This is a genomic window from Candidatus Flexicrinis affinis (assembly GCA_016716525.1).
In the GTDB taxonomy this organism is placed as follows: Bacteria; Chloroflexota; Anaerolineae; order Aggregatilineales; family Phototrophicaceae; genus Flexicrinis; species Flexicrinis affinis.
Genome location: JADJWE010000001.1, coordinates 2,047,862 through 2,068,851 on the forward strand (window position 1 = coordinate 2,047,862; position 20,990 = coordinate 2,068,851).

Annotated in this window: 20 protein-coding genes; 8 read left to right on the forward strand and 12 right to left on the reverse strand. The window is 63.7% G+C overall.

Annotated features, from left to right (window positions below):
• Positions 1 to 22 precede the first annotated feature (22 nt).
• Both IPM16_08785 and IPM16_08790 read right to left on the reverse strand, forming a co-directional pair.
• Entirely contained in the window at positions 23 to 1,972 is a 1,950-nt protein-coding gene (locus IPM16_08785) for a glycosyltransferase family 39 protein (GenBank protein MBK9123201.1), read from the reverse strand.
• 3 nt (positions 1,973 to 1,975) lie between these two features.
• Positions 1,976 to 2,374, reverse strand: a complete 399-nt coding sequence (locus IPM16_08790) for a DUF423 domain-containing protein (GenBank protein MBK9123202.1) — start codon at positions 2,372 to 2,374, stop codon at positions 1,976 to 1,978.
• Positions 2,375 to 2,527: 153 nt separating this feature from the next.
• Between IPM16_08790 and IPM16_08795 the strand changes: the two genes are divergently transcribed.
• Together IPM16_08795 and IPM16_08800 are read left to right on the forward strand one after the other, a co-directional pair.
• Positions 2,528 to 3,388, forward strand: coding sequence for a PIG-L family deacetylase (locus IPM16_08795; GenBank protein ID MBK9123203.1), 861 nt, complete (start codon positions 2,528 to 2,530; stop codon positions 3,386 to 3,388).
• 6 nt (positions 3,389 to 3,394) lie between these two features.
• Positions 3,395 to 3,793: a hypothetical protein gene (locus IPM16_08800; protein ID MBK9123204.1), complete on the forward strand. Its 399-nt coding sequence runs from the start codon at positions 3,395 to 3,397 to the stop codon at positions 3,791 to 3,793.
• A 1-nt stretch (position 3,794) separates the two neighbouring features.
• Here the strand turns inward: IPM16_08800 and IPM16_08805 are convergent, their stop codons facing one another.
• Together IPM16_08805 and tgt are read right to left on the reverse strand one after the other, a co-directional pair.
• Positions 3,795 to 4,628 carry a substrate-binding domain-containing protein gene (locus IPM16_08805; protein ID MBK9123205.1) on the reverse strand — a complete coding sequence of 278 codons (834 nt, stop codon included), beginning with the start codon at positions 4,626 to 4,628 and terminating at the stop codon, positions 3,795 to 3,797.
• Positions 4,625 to 5,767, reverse strand: coding sequence for a tRNA guanosine(34) transglycosylase Tgt (gene tgt, locus IPM16_08810; GenBank protein ID MBK9123206.1), 1,143 nt, complete (start codon positions 5,765 to 5,767; stop codon positions 4,625 to 4,627). Before tgt ends, IPM16_08805 begins: the two co-directional genes overlap by 4 nt.
• Positions 5,768 to 5,855: 88 nt before the next feature.
• Here tgt and IPM16_08815 point away from each other — a divergent pair, with 88 nt between their 5' ends.
• Complete coding sequence (locus tag IPM16_08815; protein ID MBK9123207.1) at positions 5,856 to 7,715, forward strand: VanW family protein; 1,860 nt, start codon at positions 5,856 to 5,858, stop codon at positions 7,713 to 7,715.
• A gap of 69 nt (positions 7,716 to 7,784) precedes the next feature.
• On the opposite strand, the gene IPM16_08820 is transcribed toward IPM16_08815, so the two are convergent.
• Genes IPM16_08820 through IPM16_08830 form a run of 3 tightly spaced genes read right to left on the reverse strand, consistent with a single transcriptional unit; the run spans position 7,785 to position 11,430 of the window.
• A complete protein-coding gene (locus IPM16_08820; protein ID MBK9123208.1) occupies positions 7,785 to 9,047 on the reverse strand; it encodes an ABC transporter permease in 1,263 nt (420 codons plus the stop codon).
• A gap of 11 nt (positions 9,048 to 9,058) precedes the next feature.
• A complete protein-coding gene (locus IPM16_08825; GenBank protein ID MBK9123209.1) occupies positions 9,059 to 10,435 on the reverse strand; it encodes an ABC transporter permease in 1,377 nt (458 codons plus the stop codon).
• Positions 10,436 to 10,446: 11 nt separating this feature from the next.
• A complete protein-coding gene (locus tag IPM16_08830; GenBank protein ID MBK9123210.1) occupies positions 10,447 to 11,430 on the reverse strand; it encodes an ABC transporter ATP-binding protein in 984 nt (327 codons plus the stop codon).
• A 151-nt stretch (positions 11,431 to 11,581) separates the two neighbouring features.
• On the opposite strand from IPM16_08830, the gene IPM16_08835 reads away from it, so the two are divergent.
• From IPM16_08835 to IPM16_08845, 3 genes are all read left to right on the forward strand, one after another.
• A complete protein-coding gene (locus tag IPM16_08835; protein MBK9123211.1) occupies positions 11,582 to 12,130 on the forward strand; it encodes a dTDP-4-dehydrorhamnose 3,5-epimerase family protein in 549 nt (182 codons plus the stop codon).
• A gap of 94 nt (positions 12,131 to 12,224) precedes the next feature.
• A complete protein-coding gene (locus IPM16_08840) occupies positions 12,225 to 13,337 on the forward strand; it encodes a hypothetical protein (protein ID MBK9123212.1) in 1,113 nt (370 codons plus the stop codon).
• 89 nt (positions 13,338 to 13,426) lie between these two features.
• Positions 13,427 to 14,512 (forward strand): threonine synthase, encoded by a 1,086-nt coding sequence (locus tag IPM16_08845; protein MBK9123213.1) that lies wholly within the window; start codon positions 13,427 to 13,429, stop codon positions 14,510 to 14,512.
• On the opposite strand, the gene IPM16_08850 is transcribed toward IPM16_08845, so the two are convergent.
• The 4 genes from IPM16_08850 to IPM16_08865 all read right to left on the reverse strand — a co-directional run bounded on the left by IPM16_08850 (position 14,509) and on the right by IPM16_08865 (position 17,729).
• Positions 14,509 to 14,940 (reverse strand): tellurite resistance TerB family protein, encoded by a 432-nt coding sequence (locus IPM16_08850; GenBank protein MBK9123214.1) that lies wholly within the window; start codon positions 14,938 to 14,940, stop codon positions 14,509 to 14,511. The genes IPM16_08845 and IPM16_08850 overlap by 4 nt on opposite strands.
• An 88-nt stretch (positions 14,941 to 15,028) precedes the next feature.
• The gene (rocF, locus tag IPM16_08855; protein MBK9123215.1) at positions 15,029 to 15,934 is read right to left on the reverse strand and encodes an arginase; all 906 of its coding nucleotides are present in this window, start codon (positions 15,932 to 15,934) and stop codon (positions 15,029 to 15,031) included.
• A gap of 36 nt (positions 15,935 to 15,970) precedes the next feature.
• Positions 15,971 to 16,216, reverse strand: a complete 246-nt coding sequence (locus IPM16_08860) for a hypothetical protein (GenBank protein MBK9123216.1) — start codon at positions 16,214 to 16,216, stop codon at positions 15,971 to 15,973.
• Positions 16,209 to 17,729, reverse strand: coding sequence for an alpha-amylase (locus tag IPM16_08865; GenBank protein MBK9123217.1), 1,521 nt, complete (start codon positions 17,727 to 17,729; stop codon positions 16,209 to 16,211). Before IPM16_08865 ends, IPM16_08860 begins: the two co-directional genes overlap by 8 nt.
• A gap of 190 nt (positions 17,730 to 17,919) precedes the next feature.
• On the opposite strand from IPM16_08865, the gene IPM16_08870 reads away from it, so the two are divergent.
• A complete protein-coding gene (locus IPM16_08870; GenBank protein MBK9123218.1) occupies positions 17,920 to 18,603 on the forward strand; it encodes a metal-dependent transcriptional regulator in 684 nt (227 codons plus the stop codon).
• Positions 18,600 to 20,561, forward strand: a complete 1,962-nt coding sequence (locus IPM16_08875) for a hypothetical protein (protein MBK9123219.1) — start codon at positions 18,600 to 18,602, stop codon at positions 20,559 to 20,561. Before IPM16_08870 ends, IPM16_08875 begins: the two co-directional genes overlap by 4 nt.
• On the opposite strand, the gene IPM16_08880 is transcribed toward IPM16_08875, so the two are convergent.
• The gene (locus IPM16_08880; protein ID MBK9123220.1) at positions 20,558 to 20,980 is read right to left on the reverse strand and encodes a hypothetical protein; all 423 of its coding nucleotides are present in this window, start codon (positions 20,978 to 20,980) and stop codon (positions 20,558 to 20,560) included. The genes IPM16_08875 and IPM16_08880 overlap by 4 nt on opposite strands.
• Between the last annotated feature and the right edge of the window lie 10 nt (positions 20,981 to 20,990).

Here is a 20,990-nt window from a genome sequence, read left to right on the forward strand (position 1 = left end):
CCGGCAACCGGTATGAAATGGTCTACGACCCCGGCACCATGAACCAGTCGAGCGGAATGCGCCCATCCGGGTAGCCAACGACCGGCAGGCGCTCGCCGGTCTCCCACGCGTATACGCTCACCATCACACTGTACGCGCCATCGACCCTCGGCACGTCAAACAGCGAGACATGGCACCCGTAGTCGCCGGTCGGCAGCGCGTAATCGTCCTGCTGTACAACCTCGTCCGTCCTGCTGTCGACCAGATGGACAGCCACCGACCAGCGCCCGTCCTTGAGCTTGGCGCCCGCCGACCACCCGAGCGCAACCCCGAAGTAGTCGCGTGAGAATAGGGCTCCGGCGCGGTCGTTGACAGTCTGCAGCGTAATGACTTCCATGCGCGCGCGCCCGGTGTCCTCGTCGCCATACTGGTGCGGAGGGCGCTGTCGCAGCGCGTCAAGGTCCGGCAATCGGCGGTAGAACGCCAACTCGGCGTCGGGCCGGGCATATACGACACCGCAGTCCGCGTAAACGTCCGCGAGCGCATCGCGCAGCACCAGCGACCGCTGCGACTGCTCGACCTCCGGCACGCGCAGCGTCCACACGCGCTCGTGCGCCCCGAGGATAGTCTCGACGTCCGACCGGTACTCGGCGTCGGTCTCGGCGAAGGAGTTGTTCATCAGCTCGAACTGCGCGTGGCTCAACTCTTCCGGAAGGTCGCGCGTGAGATAGTCTTCGATAAACAGGCCGAACGGTGTCGTGCCGGGTTGCTGAAAGTGAAATAGGAGCAGATCTTCGGAACGCACAAGGTCCCGCAGGCGGTCGCGGGCCGCCTCCACGCCTGCTGCTGGGGCGCGATAAATTTCCCCGAACAGCGAACGGTTGAAATCGAGCGTCAGGCTCTGTGCCGCGCCCACGATTCCCCATACGCCGAGGATCAATAGTGTGGGTACGCCCTGCCTGCGCAGCGCCTCAGCGCCGAGTCCAACGGCCAACGCGAGCGCCGGCCACGCGAACATCAGATAGCGCAGATGCACGAGAAACGGCACGAGCGCGTTGACGGCCAGCGCAAGCCCGACGCCGATCACGGCCCACAGCGCAACCACCGCTCCGCCGGCAAGCGGCGACCGCGCCGTCGCACGAACGCGCACGCCGAGCAGCGCCGCGCCGATCAGCACCAGCAAAAGCGCCGGGCTTCCGTTGCTGAACGCATACAACAGTGTCTGGATCGCCTGACCTGCATTCATCGAATCGAGTTGCCGGTTGACGTCCCCTGCCCCGCGCCGCGCGACTTCGAGCAGGGCCGGTATCCATGGGACGTACAGCAGCGCGCTCACCAGCATCACGCCTGTCGCCGTCCACCAGACACGTGTGCGAGACCGCAGCCCGATCGCCACATGAATCAGCGCGATCACGCCGGCGACGCTGAGCGCAACGTAGTGCGAGTATGCCAGCCCCACAAGCGCGAATATCAGCGCGGCGACCTGCCACCCGCGCGGGCGCGCCGTGCGCATCAACGCGACGTAAGCCCAGATCGAGAGCGCCGCCATCAACGAGACCTGCGTATAGGCCCGCGCCTCGTGCATGAAGTTGACGAAAATGGCCGAGGTTGCCAGCGCGACCACCGCCCCTATCCCGACACCCGGCGAGAACCAGCGCGTGCCGATGCGATACGTCACGGCGATGGCAAGCACGCCCATGAGCAGCGAGTACGCACGCACAGCCAGCGGGGTTGACCCGACCAGCGCCTGCCAGCCGCCCAGCGCGATATAGTAGCCCGCGCCCATCCCGCCCGGATCGATGGTCACGATCCGCGACCAGACCTCCCACGGGGCCAGCGGGCCATACACGTCACCGCCCGACTTGAAGATCGACCACCACTCGTCGACGAACGGCAGGTCGTAACTCAGCCAGCGGGCGGCCAACAGCGTCGACAGGAGCAGCAGGCCGATGACTGGTAGCCAGATCGGGTTTGTGCGCGGGTGGCTCTGCATGCCCTAACTCACCGGTGGCGTGTGCCGAAGCACGGCGATCAGAACCCACACCCACCCGGCCACCATCAGCACGCCGCCGATCGGGGCGATGGCGCCCATGATGCGCAGGTCGAAAATCGCCAGCAGATAGAGCGCGCCGCTAAACACGGCCGTGCCGATCGTCAGGACGACGCCGGCAGGTACCAGTGCCGATGTGTTGAGTGCCGCGGCCAGTGCGGCTATGCCGATCAGGGCTGCCGCGTGGATCAGGTGATAGCGCACGGCGGTATCGTACGTCGCGGTACGTCCATTGGCCTCGAGCACGGCGGACAGCCCGTGCGCGCCGAAGGCCCCTAGGGCCACGCCTGACGCCCCGAGCAGCGCACCTAACACCGCGATCACTTTGAACCCTTCTTCAGTCATTTCCGATCCTGCTTCTGATTCCGCATCGTCGCGAATGAGTGCGATTGTACTCGAAGCGCCGCGGACCTCGTATGGTGAGGCGGGCATGTGGCGTCTATACTGGGGTCATGCGGCCACTTCTCAACATTCTGAAATCTAGAAGTCCAATCGTCTATGCCAAAACGACTCCTCATAAGCTACGCCCACCCCGATGACGAGAGCTTCGGCTTGGGCGGCCTCATCGGCAAATACGTCGCCAGCGGTGTCGAGGTCTACTATCTGTGTGCGACCAACGGTGACGCCGGGACGGTCTCACCGGACCTGCTCAATGGCTACAAGTCGGTCGCCGAGCTGCGCCTCGCCGAACTGGACGCGGCAACCGAAATCCTCGGCTTCACGCACGTGTATAAGCTAGGCTACAAGGACAGCGGCATGATGGGCATGTCCGCCAATCACGACCCCGACAGCCTGTGGTACGCCGGGCAGCACAAGCCTGCTGAGGTTGTGCGGCGCGTGGTGGAGATCATCCGCGAGGTGCGCCCGCATGTGGTCATCACTTTCAACAAGTACGGCGGTTACGGCCATCCTGACCACATCGCCATTCAGCGCGCCACGACCGAGGCTGTCGACCACGCCGCCGACCCGGCCTACGCCACAGGCCATGAGCTGTGGCGCGTGCAGAAGCTGTACTACAGTGGCATCGCCAAATGGATGGTGCGCTGGCGGATTTGGCGGTCTCGCCTACGCGGAGAGAACCCGCGCAAGATGGGCCGCAACAAAGACATCGACGTGGTGAAGATCCTTGAACACGTCGAGCCGACACACACCCGCGTCGACGTCCGCGACTGGTTCGACATCTGGGACCGCGCCAGCGCCGTACACGTCAGTCAGGGCGGCGGGGGGTTCCGCAGCATTCCCAAGCGTCTGCGCCCCGTCCTCACGCCATACCAGACGTTCACCCGGGTCATCCCCAAGCCAGCGCGCAACCGCATCGACGAGGACGACCTGTTCGACGGTGTGTCAGCCGAGGACTGAGCGCACATGACGGCCACCGCAGAGGAAATCGAGCGCCTGCTCGACGCCATCGAGCTTCTCAAGGCGAACCAACGCGCGGAGGCGCGGGCGATCCTGCGCGGTGTCATTCAGTCCAACAGCGATTTCGAGGACGCGTGGCTGTGGATGAGCCTCGCCGTCGACACACTGGATCAGAGTGCGGTGTGCCTCGACAATGCGCTGCGGATCAACCCCGGCAACAACCGGGCGCTGGAAGCGCTCATGCGCTTGCGCGCCACGGACATCGTCGCGGCGGAACGGCGCGGGCGGCTGAAGCTGTATCGCGATCTGGCGGCTGTGACGCTGTGGCTTCTGGTCGTCGTTTCGTTGTGTGCGGCGCTCACCACGCTGGGTATGGTGCCGGGGCGCTTCGGCCCCGCCGGCTAGACTATGGCCCGTCAGGCGTCGCTACGACCGGCTGAAACAGCGCGCTGATGACCGACTGTCCTTCCGGGCTTTGCATCCATGCGGTCAGCGCGCGCGCCTGCCCTTGCGGCTCGGCGGCGGCGGCCACAAACACGGTCGATCGCAGCGGGTACGTGTTGTCGGACAGCGTGCGCACAGACGGCAGCACGCCTTCCACCGACAATGCGCGTACACTGCGATCCACCGACGACAGTGACACGTATCCAACGGCATTCGGGTCGCTGGCGACCTGCCGCAGCACGCTCTCGGTCGACGCGGCCGTAATCGCCGCGCCGGTGGTGGCGCGCGTGCCCATCACCAGTTGGTCGAACTGTGCCCGAATGCCAGAGCCATCTTCCCGGCTGACCACCGTCACGGGCCGATCGTCGCCGCCGAGGTCGGCCCATGTGCCGACCTGCCCTTGAAACAGACGGCGCGCGTTCGATAGGGAAATGTCTTCGATCGGGTTAGACGGATGGACGATCAACGTCACGGCGTCCTGTGCGACCGGCGCGGCCCACACCCGAACGGCATCGGTGGCGTCAAGGTGGGTCGTGACGACCAACTGAACATCGCCATCCAGCAGCATCGTAATCGCCTGCCGGTAGTTGCCCGTCCGCACTTCGACATTGAGCACGCCGGCATCGTACGCGCTGATCGCCTCCATCACCAGCGGAAGCGCCGAGGTCGTCGCGACGATCCGGAGCGGCTCGTCGGAGTCGGAGGGCGCGGTCGATGGCACGCCGCGCACACTGCACCCGATCAGTGTGGAAGAGAGAGCCGCCCATACGACAATCCGCTTCGGAAGTCCGGTCATTGCAGCGTTTCTACTCTGCCCAAATATCGGCTCAAGAACCGGCGCCCGTACTGCTCGAGATCTCCGCCTATGATCGCTTCGCGAATGCGCTCCATGTGGCGGATCAAAAACGTGACGTTGTGGAGTGTGAGCAGGTAAAACCCGAGCAGTTCCTCGGCCTTGAACAGGTGGCGCAAATAGGCCCGAGAAAACGTCTGGCAGCAATAGCAGTCGCAGTCCGCTTGAAGCGGGCGCTCGTCGCGGCTGAAATCGAGCTTCTTGACGGACAGGCGACCATCGGGCGTCAGCGCCGATCCATGCCGCGCAAGGCGGGTCGGCATCACACAGTCGAAGATGTCCACCCCGCGCGAAACCGCCTCGACCAAGTCGTCGGGATCGCCGACGCCCATCAAGTAGCGTGGCCGGTCGTGCGGAAGCAGCGGCGTCGTGGACGCGACCGTCTCGTACATGGCGGGCTTGCCCTCGCCCACGGCCAACCCGCCGATGGCGTAGCCGGGCGTGTCGAACGCGGTGATCGCCTGCGCCGAACGTTCGCGCAGGTCGGGAAACACGCCGCCCTGTACGATACCGAACAGCGCCTGCACGCCGTCGTCAGGATGGGCTTCGCGGCAGCGCGCCATCCACGCCGACGTGCGCTCGACAGCGCGCTCTACCACCAAGCGGTCGGTCGGGACCGGGCATTCATCGAACGCCATGATGATGTCGGCGCCGAGGTTCTCTTGAATCTGCATCGACACTTCGGGCGTAAAGCGGTGCCGCGAGCCGTCTATGTGGCTCTTGAAGGTGACGCCGTCATCATCGATACGGTTCATGGTCGTCAGGCTGAAGACCTGAAAACCGCCGCTGTCGGTGAGGATCGGGCCGTTCCAGCCCATGAAGCGATGCAACCCGCCCATTTCGCGGACCAGTTCGCTACCGGGGCGCAGGTGTAGGTGATAGGTGTTGGCGAGGATCAGTGGCGCGGGAATCGCGGCAAGGTCGCGCGGGGGCATCGTCTTGACGGTCGCCTGCGTCCCGACTGGCGCGAACACCGGAGTCGGAATGTCCCCGTGCGGGGTATGCAGTATGCCTGCCCGTGCACGCCCGTCTTGTGCGACGACCTCGAATGAGAAACTTCCCGCAGGGGTTGATTCAGTCATATCGCGACATTATAACAGGACTCGAGTCCTGTGCCGCAGCAGTCTGGCGGCGCTATACTATCGTTTACCGAGTGGAGACGAGTGATCGATGCAAGCTCCCGCCGCCCGCCCCCAACAACCGACGGAATTCGGCTTGAATCCGTGGCCGGTACGGCTTGTCGTGCTGGCCTTCTGGGCAGCGCTGCTGCTGGCCGTGGCCGTTCTCGCTCTAGCTGTTGTTGGGACACGCCTCTACGACGGCAAGATTCTTCCGGGCGTATCCGCGCTCGGCATGCCCCTTGGCGGTTTGACCGAGCAAGAAGCGGCGGACGCGATGCGGTTTGCCCTGTCCAGTGCTGTGCGTCCGGCCTACACCCTGACCTACGGCGAACGCGTGTGGGAGGTCTCGGCGGAGGACCTCGGGATCACCGTAGATGTCGAGCGTGCCGCCGCGGATGCCGCCCAAGCCGGACGCGCCGACGGACTGGTGAACGGTGCGGTCGCACAGGCGCTGACGTGGCTCAACGGCGAACACGTCACGCCGAGCATCACCTATGACCAATCGGCGGCAATCGCCGTATTGGCGGACATTAGTGCCGAAGTCAATCAGGCGGGCGCCGGCGGTGGACTCACGGTGACCGGGACGACCGTGCAAGCGGCATCGGCGCAAACTGCGCGTGTGCTGGACATTGCCGCGACTCTGCAAGCCATCGATCGGGCGATCGCGTCTGGAGAAAGCCAGTCGATTGCGCTGGTCGTCCATGACGTCAGCGGCGAGGTGGCCGGGCTGGACGAAGCCGCCGCAGCGTTGAACGCCGCCCTCGCGGCGCCGATCACCGTCACCGCCGAAGACACGTTCGGCAACCCGCTTGGTCCGTGGACGATTACGGCTGAACAGATCGCGCAGATTCTCGACGTTCGCATGGTATCCGGTCTGGATGGGGAGGTGTCGTACGCCGTAGATGCCGACTTCTCGCCGTTCGCCGCTTATCTTGAGTCATTGGCCGGCGGCTTTATCTCCTCTCCGGTCGACGGTCGCTTCCACTTCAACGAGGCGACCCGAGAGCTGGAGATGATTCAGCCGGCGGTCGGCGGGCGACGCCTCGACGTGCAGGCAACCCTCGACGAGCTTCGGCGCGTCGTGTTCCTACCGGCCGATCAGCGTACCGCGCGCATGCAGTTCACGTACATTCAGCCGACTTACCACAACAACATCCGTGCCGCCGACCTCGGGATCGTCGAGAAGGTCGCGGAAGCCGTGACGTCGTTCGCCGGGTCGGACGCAAACCGCCGCATCAACATTGCGTTGGCCACCAGCAAGATGGACGGAGTCATCATCGGCCCGGGCGAGGAATATAGTTTCAACCGTCTGCTCGGCGACCTCGAACCCGAGGAGGGTTGGGTCGAGGCCAACGTGATCTTCGCCGACCGCACTGGGACGGGGCTCGGCGGCGGCGTGTGCCAGGTCTCGACTACGATCTTCCGCGCGGCGTTCTCGGGCGGGTTCACCATCATCGAACGCCATCCCCACGGTTACCGGGTCGGCTTCTACGAGCAGGGCGGGTTCCCGCCGGGCCTCGACGCCGCGATCTTCACGCCGGAGCGCGATTTCCGGTTCCAGAACGACACGCCGTATCACCTGCTGATCGAAGCATCAGTCTATCCCGGCACCGATCAGCTCGCCTTCCGCTTCTACAGCACCAACACCGGCCGCATCGTGGAGATCGAACAGCCGCGCGTCGCCAACCGCATGCCGCCGGAAGCCACCCGCTACGAAGCCAACGCCAGCCTAGCCGTCGGTGAAGTCCGGCAGGTCGACTACTCTGCCGAGGGTGCAGACGTGAACGTAGGGCGTACCGTACGCGATGCCAACGGCAACATCATCCGGCAAGATAACATCTTCACCCACTATCTGCCGTGGGGCGCGATCTTTCAGGTGCACCCCAACGACCCGCGCTTGAACCAATAACGGTCCGAACAAAAACGGCGCGGGCACCATTGTGAATGCCCGCGCCGAATGACTGCGATTGCCCGTCCCTTAGTCAATCACCTTGAATCTGCGCACGGCCAGCATGAAGAACACCGCGCCGATTCCGAGCAGCACGGCCGACGGGCCGACGATGCCGGCGAAGCCCTGATCCAGCGCAATCACGTTGCGGAAGCCGTCGACCACCCATTTGAACGGCGAGATCACCGAGATCGCGCGCATGAACTCGGGAACGAACTCGAGATCGAGCGACCACCACGCACCGCCGATTGGCGCCAGCGCCAGCGTGACCAGTACGACGAGGCTGCCCGCCTGATCTTCGGTCTTCACGACCGTCGCCATGAACAGCGTAAACGTGCTGATGCACAGCGAGAACGCCATCATGACGATCAGCAGGGCCAGCGGGTTGTTGCCGAACGACACGTCGAGGATCTGGCCGTAGATCAACCCCACGCCGAAGGCCACACCGTACTGGATCATGCCGAGCGCGAAGCGCGCCAGCAGCTTGCCGAGGATGATCTCCGCCTTGGTGACGGGCGCGGCGGCAAGCCGCTGCAGTGTCCACAGCCGCCGTTCTTGCACGAGCGTGCTGGCACCGGCGAGGATCAGGAACATCACGTACATGCTGCCCATACCGGGGACGCTTTGCTGGAGGCCCACCAAGAAGTCGGGCTGCGTGAGAGGCGCGACCTCTTCGTTGATTGAAACCGGCGACTGCGCCCAGATTTCGGCCGCACTCGTGCGCATCGAATCGACAAACGCGTCGTCACCGTCAAGTGTCTCGTCGGCGATCTGCTGGGCAAGCTGTTCGGCGGACACGATACCTTGGACGCGCCGTACCGCCGTGCCGACCGCCTGCTGGGCGATGCTCTCCGCCGTCGCCGACTCGCTCGAGCGGTACGTGATGTGCGCCGCCTGGCCCGAGCGCAGTACTTCTTCGAACCCGGGCACGATCACGATATAAGCCAACGTCTGGGCACGATCAAGCCGCGACTGGGCATCGTCGGCCGAAATGCCGTCGGCATCGTCGCCCAGCGCGCACACGTCTTCGGCGTCATTCTGCTGCGGGCAGATGACGAGCGTGGGCTGCTGACCGACCAGCGCATCGACAAACGTGCCGGACAGCGTCGACTGATCCTGATCGACCACATCGACCAGATAGCGCACCGGTTCTGACGATCCGCCGAGGCTCTGGCCGTTGACGAGGCCGATTACGAAGATCAACGCCGCAGGAAGTAGCACGAGATTAATCCAGATCGTCCGATCGCTGAAGGCAATGCGGATGTCGTTGAGCGCGATGTTGAGTGCTTTCATCGTCGTCCTCCCTACCGATCACCGATGCGCGAACGGAACAGCACGAACCCGATCGCAAACGTCACCGCGCCGTACAACACCATCACGAGCAGATTGAGCATGATGTCGTTGTCGCCCGCGGCCAGTTTGGTGAAAGTGTCCGCGCCCCAATGCACGATCGACAGACTTGCCAGCGCCGTCGGCAGGGTGAAGCCGAAAGCGCCGCCAAACAGCGCGCTGAAGATGGCGACGACACTGCCGACCATGCCGGCCTGTTCTGCAGTCTTGGCGACGGCGGCGGTGATGCTCCCGATTCCTGCCGTTCCGAGCGCCGTCGCAGCGATCGCAGCGACGATTCCGAGAATGTTGGTACCCCAGATGAACTGGAGCGACCCGCCCAAGAGCGACGCCAACAACGTAAGGCTCACCACGAGAAACAAGACCTGCACCACCACAACGATGAACACCGCCAGCATCTTCCCGAGCAGCACCATCACGGCGGGCGTCGGCGTAATGAGCAGGCGCTGAAGCGTCCAGTTCTTGCGTTCGATGATAATGCTGGAGGCCTGCCCGTTGGCAGTGAACAAGCCGAAGAAGACGGCCTGCGCCGACCCGATCACGACCAGCGGATTGATCGCGACCTCGGTGCCAGTTGCCGACTGCCGGTCGACCACGACCGATGACGAGACGCCGGCAAAAGCACAAACGATGCCTTCGTTGAACGCGCTGCTGCTGAACACTGACGCAATCTGCAGCGGGTCGGACGGCAGTGACGCGATAAGGGCAGACAACGTCACATTGCCTGCTGCGAACCGCGTACTCATCTGGTCGACGACGCTGCGGACAATCTGCGCGGCGATCGGGCGCTCCGGCGAGCTGTATACCTCAATTGTCACCGGCGTTAAGGCGGGCTTGACGGGGGAAACCTGCAGGTCGGCGCTGAACGACGCGGGAATGATGATCGCCAGCGCATACTCTTCGGCTTCGACGGCGCGGCGCGCTTCTTCCACGCTGGTTAACGTTACCGGTGCGAGAAGCTCTTCCAGAGTCATCGAGTAATCGGCGCTGCTGTCGCCTGATGCCCCCGCGACGCTTGGACAGTCCGGGGCGGAGTCCGTCCACCCGGGAACCGTGCCGCCCATGTCCTCGCCGCTCAACACGCTGGTGATCAGCGCGCCGTAGTTAATGGTGCTGTCCTGCCCGCCGAAGTTCAACGGCGCGCCCTCGTCCAAATTGACGATGGCGACCGGTATTTCCGAGAGGGCACTGCCTCCGCTGCCGATACCGCCGAACGTCACGCCGATGATCGCGGCCAGCACCAGCGGCGCAGCGAACATGATCAGTAGCAAATTGCGGTCGGATAGAGTCGTCTGCAGGTCTTTGAGTGCGATAATGAACGCTTTGCGCATGACGTCCTCCGTCACTCGCGCAGCGCGCGGCCGGTCAAGGCGAGAAACAGCGTCTCAAGGTCCGGTTCGCGTACGGTGACCGACATAACGTCGACGCCTGCCGCGTTCATGGCGGTTAACACGTCGGGCAGCGCGCGCCGGCCAAGCCGAGCGTAGACGGCGTATTTGGCTTCACCATTGTCCTCGGCCACTGGCTCCGGCTGTGCGCGGCTGACGCCCTCGACCGCCTGAAGCACGCCCACGATCGAATCGTTGGCTTGTTCCTTTCCGATTGTCAGGACGAGGATGTCCTCTTCGCCCGTCTGCGACATCAGCTCCATCAGCGTCCCAAGCGCGATAATCGACCCGTTGTCGATGATCGCGACCCGGTCGCTCAGTTCCTGCGCCTCTTCCATCAGGTGGGTGGTGTACAGCACGGTCATGCCGTACTCGCTGCGCAGGCGCAGCACCGTATCGAGGATTCGCCGCCGGCTTTGCGGGTCGACCCCAACGGTCGGCTCGTCCATGTAGATCAACTGCGGGCGATGCAGCAGCCCGACCCCAATGTTCACGCGGCGCTTCATGCCGCCGCTGAACGTCTCGACTTTGTCGTTCTGCCGGTCCTTGAGGTCGATCACGTCGAGCACTTCGTCGATGCGCTTGCCGAGTTCGGCGCCAGACAGACCGTACATCCGTCCGAAAAAGTCGAGATTGCGCCGGGCCGTGAGCATTGGATAAAGCGCCACTTCTTGCGGCACTACACCGATCATGGCCTTTGCCTGCAGCGGATCGCGCGTGATTGAGTGACCGCCGATTTCGGCATCGCCGGCGGTCGGCGGGATCAAGCCGCTAATCATCGAGATGGTTGTGCTCTTGCCGGCGCCGTTCGGCCCCAACAGGCTAAACACTTCTCCCTTGCGAATTTCGAGGTCGATGCCGCGTACGGCTTCCACGACCGTCCCATCCTGACGCGTATAAGTCTTCGTCAGGCCCGATGCCCGTACGATCGGTTCCATATGTCCCCCCAGTTGTTTCCGTCGCAGCGTGGAGCACAAGCTCAGTATAGCGTAGTTAACGGTAATACGGTTCGATCGGCGCCTGAGTTGCTCCGAATGCGGGATGGCATGGCGCTGTGGTATCCTTGCGCCGCACACGACAGGGAGACTCATGACCGCGCTGCAATTGCTCCAACCGCACGAGACAATCGCCGACGTTGTACTGACCAACTTGCGCGCATTCAGGGATGATCGCGGTCAGTTCGTTGAAACGTTCAGGGCGTCGTGGTTCCCGCAGGTGGATTGGTCGCGCATCCAGACCAACCGGTCGGACAGCGCACAGGGCGTGCTGCGGGGCCTGCACTACCACTTCCATCAGGTCGATTATTGGGTCGTGACGCGCGGCCGGATACGGGTAGGACTCGCAGACTTGCGACCCTCGTCTCCGTCCTATATGACCGCGGCTGTCGTCGATCTCGATGCGGACGAACCACGCGGGCTGTTCGTGCCGGTCGGTGTGGCGCACGGCTTTTTCGCGGTGACGGACTGCACCCTCACCTACCTCGTCAATAACTACTACGATTCCTCCGACGAGCACGGCGTCGCGTGGAACGACGCCGAGTTGGCCGTGCCATGGGGTACGACTTCGGCCGTATTGTCGCCGCGCGACAGCACCAATCGCCTGTGGCGGGACATCCCAAACGACCAGCGGCCGCGCTGAGTAGCGCATGAACGTGCTTTGCACTTCGCATCGGCCGTGGTATCAATAACCGGTCGCGTGTTTGCGATTGGTTCAATAGAAAGGTACTGAACATATGCGCAAGTTGGTTATCGTGTGCACGCTTTTGTTGGTCGTTGCGGCGATTGGCGTGGCTCAAGACACGTCGCCGGTCGTGATTCCCGCATGGGATGAGATCGAAGCGGGCGCTTGGACGAATATCCCCGGCCCCGAAGGCACGATTTGCTCGAATGGTACGCCGTACAGCTTTTACGCACGGCCGGCCAGCGAGCCGTCCGACAAGCTGTTGATCCACTTTCAGGGCGGTGGCGCGTGCTGGATGCAAGGAAACTGCGACCTGACTGCGAACCCCACATACGACCCGTTCGTCGATGAGTCGGACGACCCGACCAACGGTGGCGGAATCTTCGACTTCGCAAATCCGGCGAACCCGTTTGCGGACTACAACATGATCCTCGCGCCGTATTGCACAGGCGACGTACACGTCGGTGACGCGCAGACGACCTACGAAGAGGGTGAGTCCGAAGTCACAATCAACCACAACGGCTATGCCAACGCGGCGGCCGTGCTGGGTTGGGTGTTCGCCAACGTCCCGACAGCCAGCGACGTGTTTGTCACGGGCTGCTCGGCCGGCGCGATCCCGTCGCCGTTCTACGTGTGGTGGGTTGCCGAGAACTATGGCGACGCGCGGATCGTACAGCTTGGCGATGCCGCGGGTGCGTATCGCAACGTCACCGGCGTGCTGACCGATGTTATGGGGTCTTGGGGTACGTTCGATATCCTCGGCGAACCCTACTCGGACGTGTCTGACGAGGATATGACGTTCGAGCAGTTTTACATCAAGATGGGCAACTTGTTCCCCGAAGTGCAGTTCGCCCAGTACAACGCGGCGTACGATCAGGTCCAGACCGGATTCGTCGTGCTCGCTGGCCTCGGCGAGCCGAACCTGCCGCAGCTTCTGGCAGACAACCTTGCCGACATCAAGGCCGGCCTCGAACAGGACAACTTCCACAGCTTTACGGCTGGTGGCAGCGGGCACTGCGTCACCGTGACGCCCGAGCTGTACACGATCGCCAGCAATGGCGTCCCGTTAATCGATTGGGTGACGGCTCTCGCCGCTGGTGAGCCGGTGCAAGACGTCGTTTGCGAGGACTGCACGGAAGCGGAGTACGTCGAGGGCGGCGAATAAGCTCGCTCCTCCTTGGATCGGCGCCCTTTGCGTGAACCGCGCAAGGGGCGCTATTGTTTAGGTGTACCGTCGATAATGGGACGCGACATATGAGCGTGCTCTACTGCCCGACCTGCGATTCCCCGCCCGATCCGCTCGATTGGCATTGCCGCGCGTGCGGCGGCGCGCTGGAGCTGCGCGACCAGCCGCCGTTCAAGGCCGACGCGATCAACACCGAACACTGGTCGATGTGGCGGTACGGATCATCGCTCGATGTCGAACGGCGTGTGTCGCTTGGCGCAGGCATGACGCCACTTGTGCCGCTGAAGCCAAGCGACGAGTCGGTGTGGATCAAGTGCGAGTACTTGAACCCCACCGGCAGCTATAAGGATCGCGGGACCGAGACGCTGCTCAGCTACCTCGCGGGTCACGGCGTGACGTCGGTCGTCGAAGAGTCGTCGGGGAACGCCGGCGCGTCAATGGCGCAGTACGCGGCACAGGCCGGCATGAGGGCGCGCATCTTCGTCCCGGAAAACGCTCCTCCCGGCAAGACACGCGCAATCGCCGCCGCGGCAGAATTGATCGTCGTACCCGGCCCGCGCCAGAACGTCAACGACGCGTGCCTTGCGGCCGCCGTCGACGGTACGGTGTACGCCAGCCACGGCTGGAATCCATACTGGATCGTGGGCCAGCAGACCATCGCATGGGAAATCTGGGAGCAGTTTGGCAAGGCGCCGGCAGCGATCGTCACGCCGGCCGGCCAAGGCGGGCTGCTGCTCGGCATCGCACGCGGGTTTCGGGCGCTGCACGCCGCCGGAGTCATCGACCGGCTGCCGCGACTGTATGCGGTTCAGCCGTGGGCGTGCGATCCGTTTGTCCGCGCGATTGAAGCCGACGCATCCGAGCCGGAGCTGATGATCGCTCAGCGCAGCGCAGCGGACGGGACGCTGGTCGGGAACCCGGTTCGCGGCCAGCAGGTGTTAGCTGCAATCCGTGAGACACACGGATGGGCATTCACAGTCGCCGAGGACGACCTGCTCGAGGCGCGCTCTCAGCTTGCGCGGCGCGGTTTCTATGTCGAGCCGACCAGCGCCATGACTCACGCGGCTTTGGCCCGCGTGCATGAACATATGGGCGGCGCGGGTGGACCGATCATCTTGATCGCTACCGGACACGGACTCAAGTCGTCGGCCTAGTCGAATGCCTCGATCGCGGCACGGACCTGCTCGGCCGTCAACCCGAAGGCACGCTGAAGCAGCGCAAACCCGGCGCGCTCGCCCGTCTGGATGTAGCCGTCGGCGCTGGCGACCGCAGCAGCCATGCTCAGCGCGAACATCCGCTGTTGCTCGGTCGTAAGAATCCCCGCCACCTTGTTGAGGCGAACCGACGGGCCCTCGTCATAGATCGCGTTGGCGCAGTCAAAGCATAGATCCATCAACTGCTGACGCGTCATCGCTTTGAGCGCCGGGTGGTTCTCGAGATAGCCGACGACGGTCATCTGCACCATGTTGAGTTCGGTCTTTCTCACGGTGCCGTCAGCGATCGCAAACAGCATCATCGTTTCGACATACGCCCGCAGTTCGTCATTGGTGAACGGCCCGGTCGGCTTGCTGAATGAAGTCATCAATCCATCCCCCATACTAGGCGTCCGTCAGCCCACACAAGTGTAGCATCCCACCACAATTCTGTGGGTTGACGCGGCCCTACAGCGCCTAAATGATCCGCTGGCCGAACAGGCTTGCGACCAAGTCGACCGCGAGATTCGCCGTGCGGTTGCGTTCGTCCAGCACCGGGTTGACTTCGACGACATCGACGGTGCGCGTCCGCCCGGTGTCGTGCAGAATCTCCATCAGCAGGTGGGCCTCGCGGTACGACAGTCCGCCCGGCACGGGCGTCCCAACGCCCGGCGCGAAGGTTGGGTCGCACGAATCGAGATCGAGGCTGAGGTGCAGCGTATCACAATGGGCGAACCCGGCAAGCAGATCCTGCGCGACCGCGTACAACCCGCGTTCGTCGATATCGCGCATGGTAAAGGTGCGGATTCCGCTTCGAGCGAGGCGTTGGCGCTCGGCCGAGTCGAGGTTGCGCAGGCCGATCATGGCGACATCTTCGGCGGCCAGCGCGGGCCTGCGGCTGCCGATCTCGCTCAGGGCCACTGGACCGTCGCCCAGCAGAGCGGCGACGCTCATGCCGTGAACGTTTCCCGACGGCGAGGTCTCCGGCGTGTTCATGTCGGCGTGAGCGTCGATCCAGATGACGCCAACGCTGCCCCGCTGCCGGACGGCCGCGACCGTCCCAATGCTGATCGTGTGGTCACCGCCGAGGAACACGGCGTTTTCATCCGGCTGAAGGGCTCCGACAATGTGCTCGTAGGCCTCGCGGCAAATACTGGCGATTTGCGGAAGATAACGTGCGTTCGCATGCGAGTCATACTGCTCGAATGCTTGTTCGGCTTGCGGCACGACGAGGTTGCCGGCGTCGATCGGAAGGTAGCCGAGCGCGCGCAAGCGGTCGCTCAGGCCGGCGTAGCGGATTGCGCTCGGACCCATGTCGACCCCACGCCTGCTTTGTCCCAAGTCCATCGGGATTCCGTAGATACGAACGATCGGGCTGGACATCGGCGCTCCTGTTTGTGTCAGCATGGCACGGGTCGGTCAATCGCGCGGGCCGAAGTGCTTTAGCGCGCGCTCTAGCTGCTCCACCACATCCTCGGGGGCGTCTGCGAAGGCGGGCCCATACTCGTAGTAGTGCGCGTACGACTGAATGTGGCTGGCGTCTCCGCATGCGCAGCCGATGTCGTCGAACCACTCGAGCACGGCGCGGTCGGCATCGACCTTTAGCCCGTTCACGCCACCGTCCTCATTCGCCCACATCCACTCGGTGTTGATGCGCTCAGCCACGCGGGCCATCTCCTTTGATCCAGCGCGCCGTGCGCCGTGCCGCATCGACCAAGCGGTTCGCCAGTGTCGGCTGCGCGGGACGCGCCAATTCGATTTCATAGATGTTCGTCGTGTAGGCAGGCATATCGACCTCGAGCCGGTCGCCAAACGGCGCAATGATCTGATTTGTCATGACGTTGACGAGGGGATGATTGCCATACTCGGTGAGCCGAATCGTGGTGTGCTGAGAATGTCCGGTGACGTTCGCGACGACCAGCCGCGCATTGATTGGCGTAGAGCAGATGTACGCCAGAACATCACCGGTGGATTCCAGCAGCGTCCAATGCCCGCACATCACCGGGGCGTTCATCACCTCGGACAGCAATCGCACATAGTATGCGCGCAGGGCCGGGTCGTGCGGCTCGTCCGGAGCACGGCCGATTTGCACCGGCAGTTTGATGCGCCGCCCGTCAAGCTGGCCGTCATGGAGCAGCACTGCGCCGGGAAGCGTCAGGCAAACAGCCGCCGCTGCTTTCTGCTTCGCGCCACCCCCTGCCGCGAAGTCCGCCGCGGCGCGAGGCTCGTCATGGTTCTCGATGAAGCGCAGCAAGTGGCGCTGGAAATCTTCGGGACTTGCGAGGTGCGACTTCAGGCCCGCTACGTCCTCGGACAACAGCCGATCGTAAAGGCGCTTGTCGTAGGCGTAGTCGAAACCCTGATCGATCAACTTGCCCTCGAGATCCCAGTACACTTCCGCGATGAACAGGAAGTCCGGGTTGACGCGGCGCACTGCTGGCACGACCTCATCCCAGAAGTCGATGCCTGGCGTCGGCGTCGTCACAAGGCCGCCCCACGTCGTCGCGAAGATCTCGTTCAGCATCAGCATCGCCATGTCGCAGCGCACGCCGTCGGCCTGCACGGCGATGTCGCTCAAGGTCGCGATCGTGGCTTGGCGCAGGATGTGAGAAAACGCGTTGAGCTGCGCGGTGTCATTCCACGGCGGGAAGTACGGGTCGCGCCCGTGCGCAGTGACGACGATCGATCCGTCCTGCCGAATGCTCTCGAAGAAGTCGTCTGGCCGCGCGGCGAGCAGTTCCGGCATTCCCCGCACGCAGAGGTCGGCCGCGCCGGTCACCCACGGGTGATCCAACCCGACGTGATTCGGAACGTAGTCGAGGATGATCTTCATGCCGTGGCGCAGCGCCGCTTCGCGGAAGGCGGCCAGCCCGGCACGGCCACCCGCCTCCGGGGCGACCTCGTACTTGCCGATCGAATACGCCGATCCGATCACGTCGTCCGGCGAAATGTCCGGCAGCGCGAATCTGTACTCGTCCTGATAGCGCAGCGCGCCTTTCCGCGCCATGCTGCTGCGAACCCAAATGCCCATCAGCCAAATGTGCGTCACACCGAGAGCAGCCAAACCGGCGATTACGCCGTCCGGCACCGAATCGAGCGTGACGTTGCGCGCAGCGTGACGGCTCAAGCTGTTCAGCCATACGCGCGTGTTGATTTCGTAGATCAGGGTTTTCGACATTGAATTACGATACCATGGGGTCACAATGCAGCGGATTGTAGCCGTGAGAGCCATCGCGGGCAAAGGGCGAACGGTGGCGCGCATCGTTCAGCATGGACTTATCTGTAAGGGTTTAACCCCTTGCAACTTTTAATTCAATCCCTGTATATTTAGGGAAAGTGTTCGGCGAGTCAGAACGAAATTCACGCGCATGTCGCTGACGTCAGCAATGCAAGACTATCTGGCAGAGGCTTACCGTCTCGCCAATTATCAAGGCGAACAGCAGCCGGTGACGACCTCGGCGCTGGCCGAGGTGTTGGGCGTAAGCGCACCTGCTGTCACCCGCATGGTACAGCGCCTTAAGGAGGCTGGCTACCTCGACCACGAGCCGTACCGGGGTGTGGCGCTGACCTCTGACGGCGAGCGCGAGGCACTCAAGTCGATCCGCCGGCACCGCCTCGTGGAACGATTCCTGACCGATATCATGGCGTTCGGTTGGCACGAAGTACACGATGCCGCCGACTCGCTCGGCGCAGTCGTGAGTGAAACGGTAGTCGAGCGCATGGCAGAGCTGGCCGGCCACCCGGTGCGCTGCCCGCATGGCGAGCCGATCCCTACCGCCGATGGCGTCATGCCGATCGTGCGCGACTTCCCACTGACCGAGGCTGCGCCGGACGTGCCGCTCAAGGTCAGTCGCGTCAACTCGCACGATGAAGACAAGCTGCGCTATCTCGACACGTTGGGCCTCAGGACCGGCGCCGACTTCAAGCTGGTCGAACGCGCACCCTTCAACGGGCCGCTCAAGCTGCTGATCCACGGCGACACGCATTTCATCGGCCATGAGCTCGCCCGTGTGCTGCGCGTGTGCCTCCCCGAGGACTTCGATCTCGCGTGACCTCCCGCACGGCGAACGTCATCGCACTGGCGGCTGTAATCGTCCTCGCGCTGGCCGCCCGCCTCATCGACATCCAAAACGTCGAGTTCTTCCACGACGAAGCCATGGTCGCCATGATGGCGCAAGAGATGGCAGACGGACTGGCGTTCCCGCTGCAAGGTATTCTGTCGTCGGTCGGAATCCCCAATCCGCCGACGAGCATTTACGTGATGGCAGTTCCGTACGCCTTCACCAACGATCCGGTCGCCGTGACCGCGTTCATTGCCGTGCTCAATGCCGTGGGTGTCGGGGTCCTGTGGGCTATCGTGCGGCGGTGGGTCGGATACGTGCCTGCGCTCGCCGCCGGAGTCTGGCTGGCACTCACCCCGTGGGCGGTGCTGTACAGTCGTAAGATCTGGGCGCAGGACTACATGCTGCCTTTCCTGCTCGTGGCACTAGCCGCAGCCTTGTGGGGATGGCGAGGCAAGCGGCGCTGGGGCCAGATCGCCATGCTGCCGGTGATGCTGTTCGGCATGCAGATTCACTTTGCGGGCTGGGCGCTTGTGCCGCTGTTCGCGTGGATCGTGTGGCGGGACCGCAAGCAAACGCGCCTCATTCCGGTTGCGATCAGCATCGTGCTTGGTATCGCCGTGATGCTGCCGTACGCCATCGGCCTCACGCAGACTTTGCGCGACGACCCGACTCGAATCGCGGACGTGGCTTCGCGCAGCGGCGGCGACCGTGACGGTGCGGTCGAGAGCCTCGCATACATCGCCCGCCTGACCACCGGCACCGCGATCGAGTCGTGGGTCGCACCGACGGTCGATCCGGCGCCTTTTGAGCGTCCTGCCATCGAAACAACGGTCGTCGTTGCGATCACTGCCGCACTGTTGATCGTCGGAGGCGTGGCCGTCCTCACCCGCCACCGTGATTGGGCTGTTCCTCTGCTGCTGTGGGTCGCGCTGCCGATCGTCGTGTTCGAGGTCGGGCTGGCCGATGTGTGGCCACACTACTACGTGCCGCAGCTTCCGGCCTTTGCGCTGCTAATCGGCCTCGGCGTTGACGCCCTACGGCGCACGATCGCCGCCCATTTGACTACGCGAACTGGATCAGTGGCCGCCTTCGGCGGGCTGGCGGCGTCGCTGGGATTCGCATGGGTCGGATATCAGTCCGTCATGCAGTACGCATATGCACACTACATCCCCATCGGCGAAGGCACGTCCGGCTACACAACGCCAAGCCGAATACTGAACGAGGTCGTCGACGCCATACCCGACGATATCGACGATGTGATCGTCGCGTCGGATGGTGACCGCGTGTGGTTCGACGTCGATGCCGCCCGCTGGCCGGTGCTCCTGCGTGACAAGGCTGAATGCGTTCGCGCCCGTCCTGTGGGCGCTCGGATGTGGCTGTATCCTGCGGGTCCATCGGCGCTGATCGTCGCGCCGACCGCCCCAATCGAATTTAGGAACGCGGTTGGCCCGGCGCTGGACTCGCCTGTCATAGCCGGCCGGATCGGTGAAGGCGATTTTCAGGTGCGCGCGGGCGATGCAGCGGTCCAGCCTCCCCTGCCCGGCCAATTGGAGTCGCCAATCGCGGTCTTTTCCAACGGCGCCGCGCTTGTGGCATTTCTCGTTCAAGACGGGCATGGCTCGGTCGGCTTCAGCGTGCCGAACAGCCCGGATCGCACTTTCTACGGCGGGCTGCAGCACGACTATCAGGTGTTCTTCCACGCGCTTGACGCCGCTGGGAATCGGATCGCGCAGCGTGACGCGTCGTTCTACCCGGGCCAGTTCTGGTGCACCGGTGACAGGATCTTGATGAACGTGGATCTCGATCTGACGGATGCGGCTACGCTGCGCGTCGGCTTCTACCGCATCCTCGACGCGGAGACTAGCGAAATCGAAGCGGTGGACGTGCTGGACATAGCCGGCAACCCTGCTGGCAACTGGTTCGATATCCCGTTAGGCGGTAGCTAGCGCGGCTCGTTTCCAACCGCGAACAGGATCACGCCCAGCGACGACAGGACGAAACTGCCGATGATCCCGGCGATCTGAAACTGACCGATCACCACGTCGTTTGCGAGCACGCCGGCGTTCGAGCCGAAGCCGAGCACGTCCGCCAAGCCGCAAATCGCGGCAAACACGATACCGGTCAGCGCAAGCCGGCTGCCGACCTGCTGTGTGAGATTGCTCTGGATCTTCGGGAAGTAGGTGAACTTGACGTAGATCAGCGCGCCGAACGTCATCAGCGACCAGCCGATCAACATGGCCGCCAACTGAACGACACCGACGTTCAGCGTCGGCGCGCGCCCCGTGATGCCGGGGAACAGCCCCATGACGAGCACTAGAAGCCCCAGCGCGCCCAGCGCGATCCCAAACTGCGCGACCCGGTCCAATGTCTTCGCC

Coding starts and splice junctions, on each gene's coding strand:
- IPM16_08785 (MBK9123201.1), bottom strand. CDS start 1,972: ATGCAGAGCCACCCGCGCACAAACCCGATCTGGCTACCAGTCATCGGC.
- IPM16_08790 (MBK9123202.1), bottom strand. CDS start 2,374: ATGACTGAAGAAGGGTTCAAAGTGATCGCGGTGTTAGGTGCGCTGCTC.
- IPM16_08795 (MBK9123203.1), top strand. CDS start 2,528: ATGCCAAAACGACTCCTCATAAGCTACGCCCACCCCGATGACGAGAGC.
- IPM16_08800 (MBK9123204.1), top strand. CDS start 3,395: ATGACGGCCACCGCAGAGGAAATCGAGCGCCTGCTCGACGCCATCGAG.
- IPM16_08805 (MBK9123205.1), bottom strand. CDS start 4,628: ATGACCGGACTTCCGAAGCGGATTGTCGTATGGGCGGCTCTCTCTTCC.
- tgt (MBK9123206.1), bottom strand. CDS start 5,767: ATGACTGAATCAACCCCTGCGGGAAGTTTCTCATTCGAGGTCGTCGCA.
- IPM16_08815 (MBK9123207.1), top strand. CDS start 5,856: ATGCAAGCTCCCGCCGCCCGCCCCCAACAACCGACGGAATTCGGCTTG.
- IPM16_08820 (MBK9123208.1), bottom strand. CDS start 9,047: ATGAAAGCACTCAACATCGCGCTCAACGACATCCGCATTGCCTTCAGC.
- IPM16_08825 (MBK9123209.1), bottom strand. CDS start 10,435: ATGCGCAAAGCGTTCATTATCGCACTCAAAGACCTGCAGACGACTCTA.
- IPM16_08830 (MBK9123210.1), bottom strand. CDS start 11,430: ATGGAACCGATCGTACGGGCATCGGGCCTGACGAAGACTTATACGCGT.
- IPM16_08835 (MBK9123211.1), top strand. CDS start 11,582: ATGACCGCGCTGCAATTGCTCCAACCGCACGAGACAATCGCCGACGTT.
- IPM16_08840 (MBK9123212.1), top strand. CDS start 12,225: ATGCGCAAGTTGGTTATCGTGTGCACGCTTTTGTTGGTCGTTGCGGCG.
- IPM16_08845 (MBK9123213.1), top strand. CDS start 13,427: ATGAGCGTGCTCTACTGCCCGACCTGCGATTCCCCGCCCGATCCGCTC.
- IPM16_08850 (MBK9123214.1), bottom strand. CDS start 14,940: ATGACTTCATTCAGCAAGCCGACCGGGCCGTTCACCAATGACGAACTG.
- rocF (MBK9123215.1), bottom strand. CDS start 15,934: ATGTCCAGCCCGATCGTTCGTATCTACGGAATCCCGATGGACTTGGGA.
- IPM16_08865 (MBK9123217.1), bottom strand. CDS start 17,729: ATGTCGAAAACCCTGATCTACGAAATCAACACGCGCGTATGGCTGAAC.
- IPM16_08870 (MBK9123218.1), top strand. CDS start 17,920: ATGTCGCTGACGTCAGCAATGCAAGACTATCTGGCAGAGGCTTACCGT.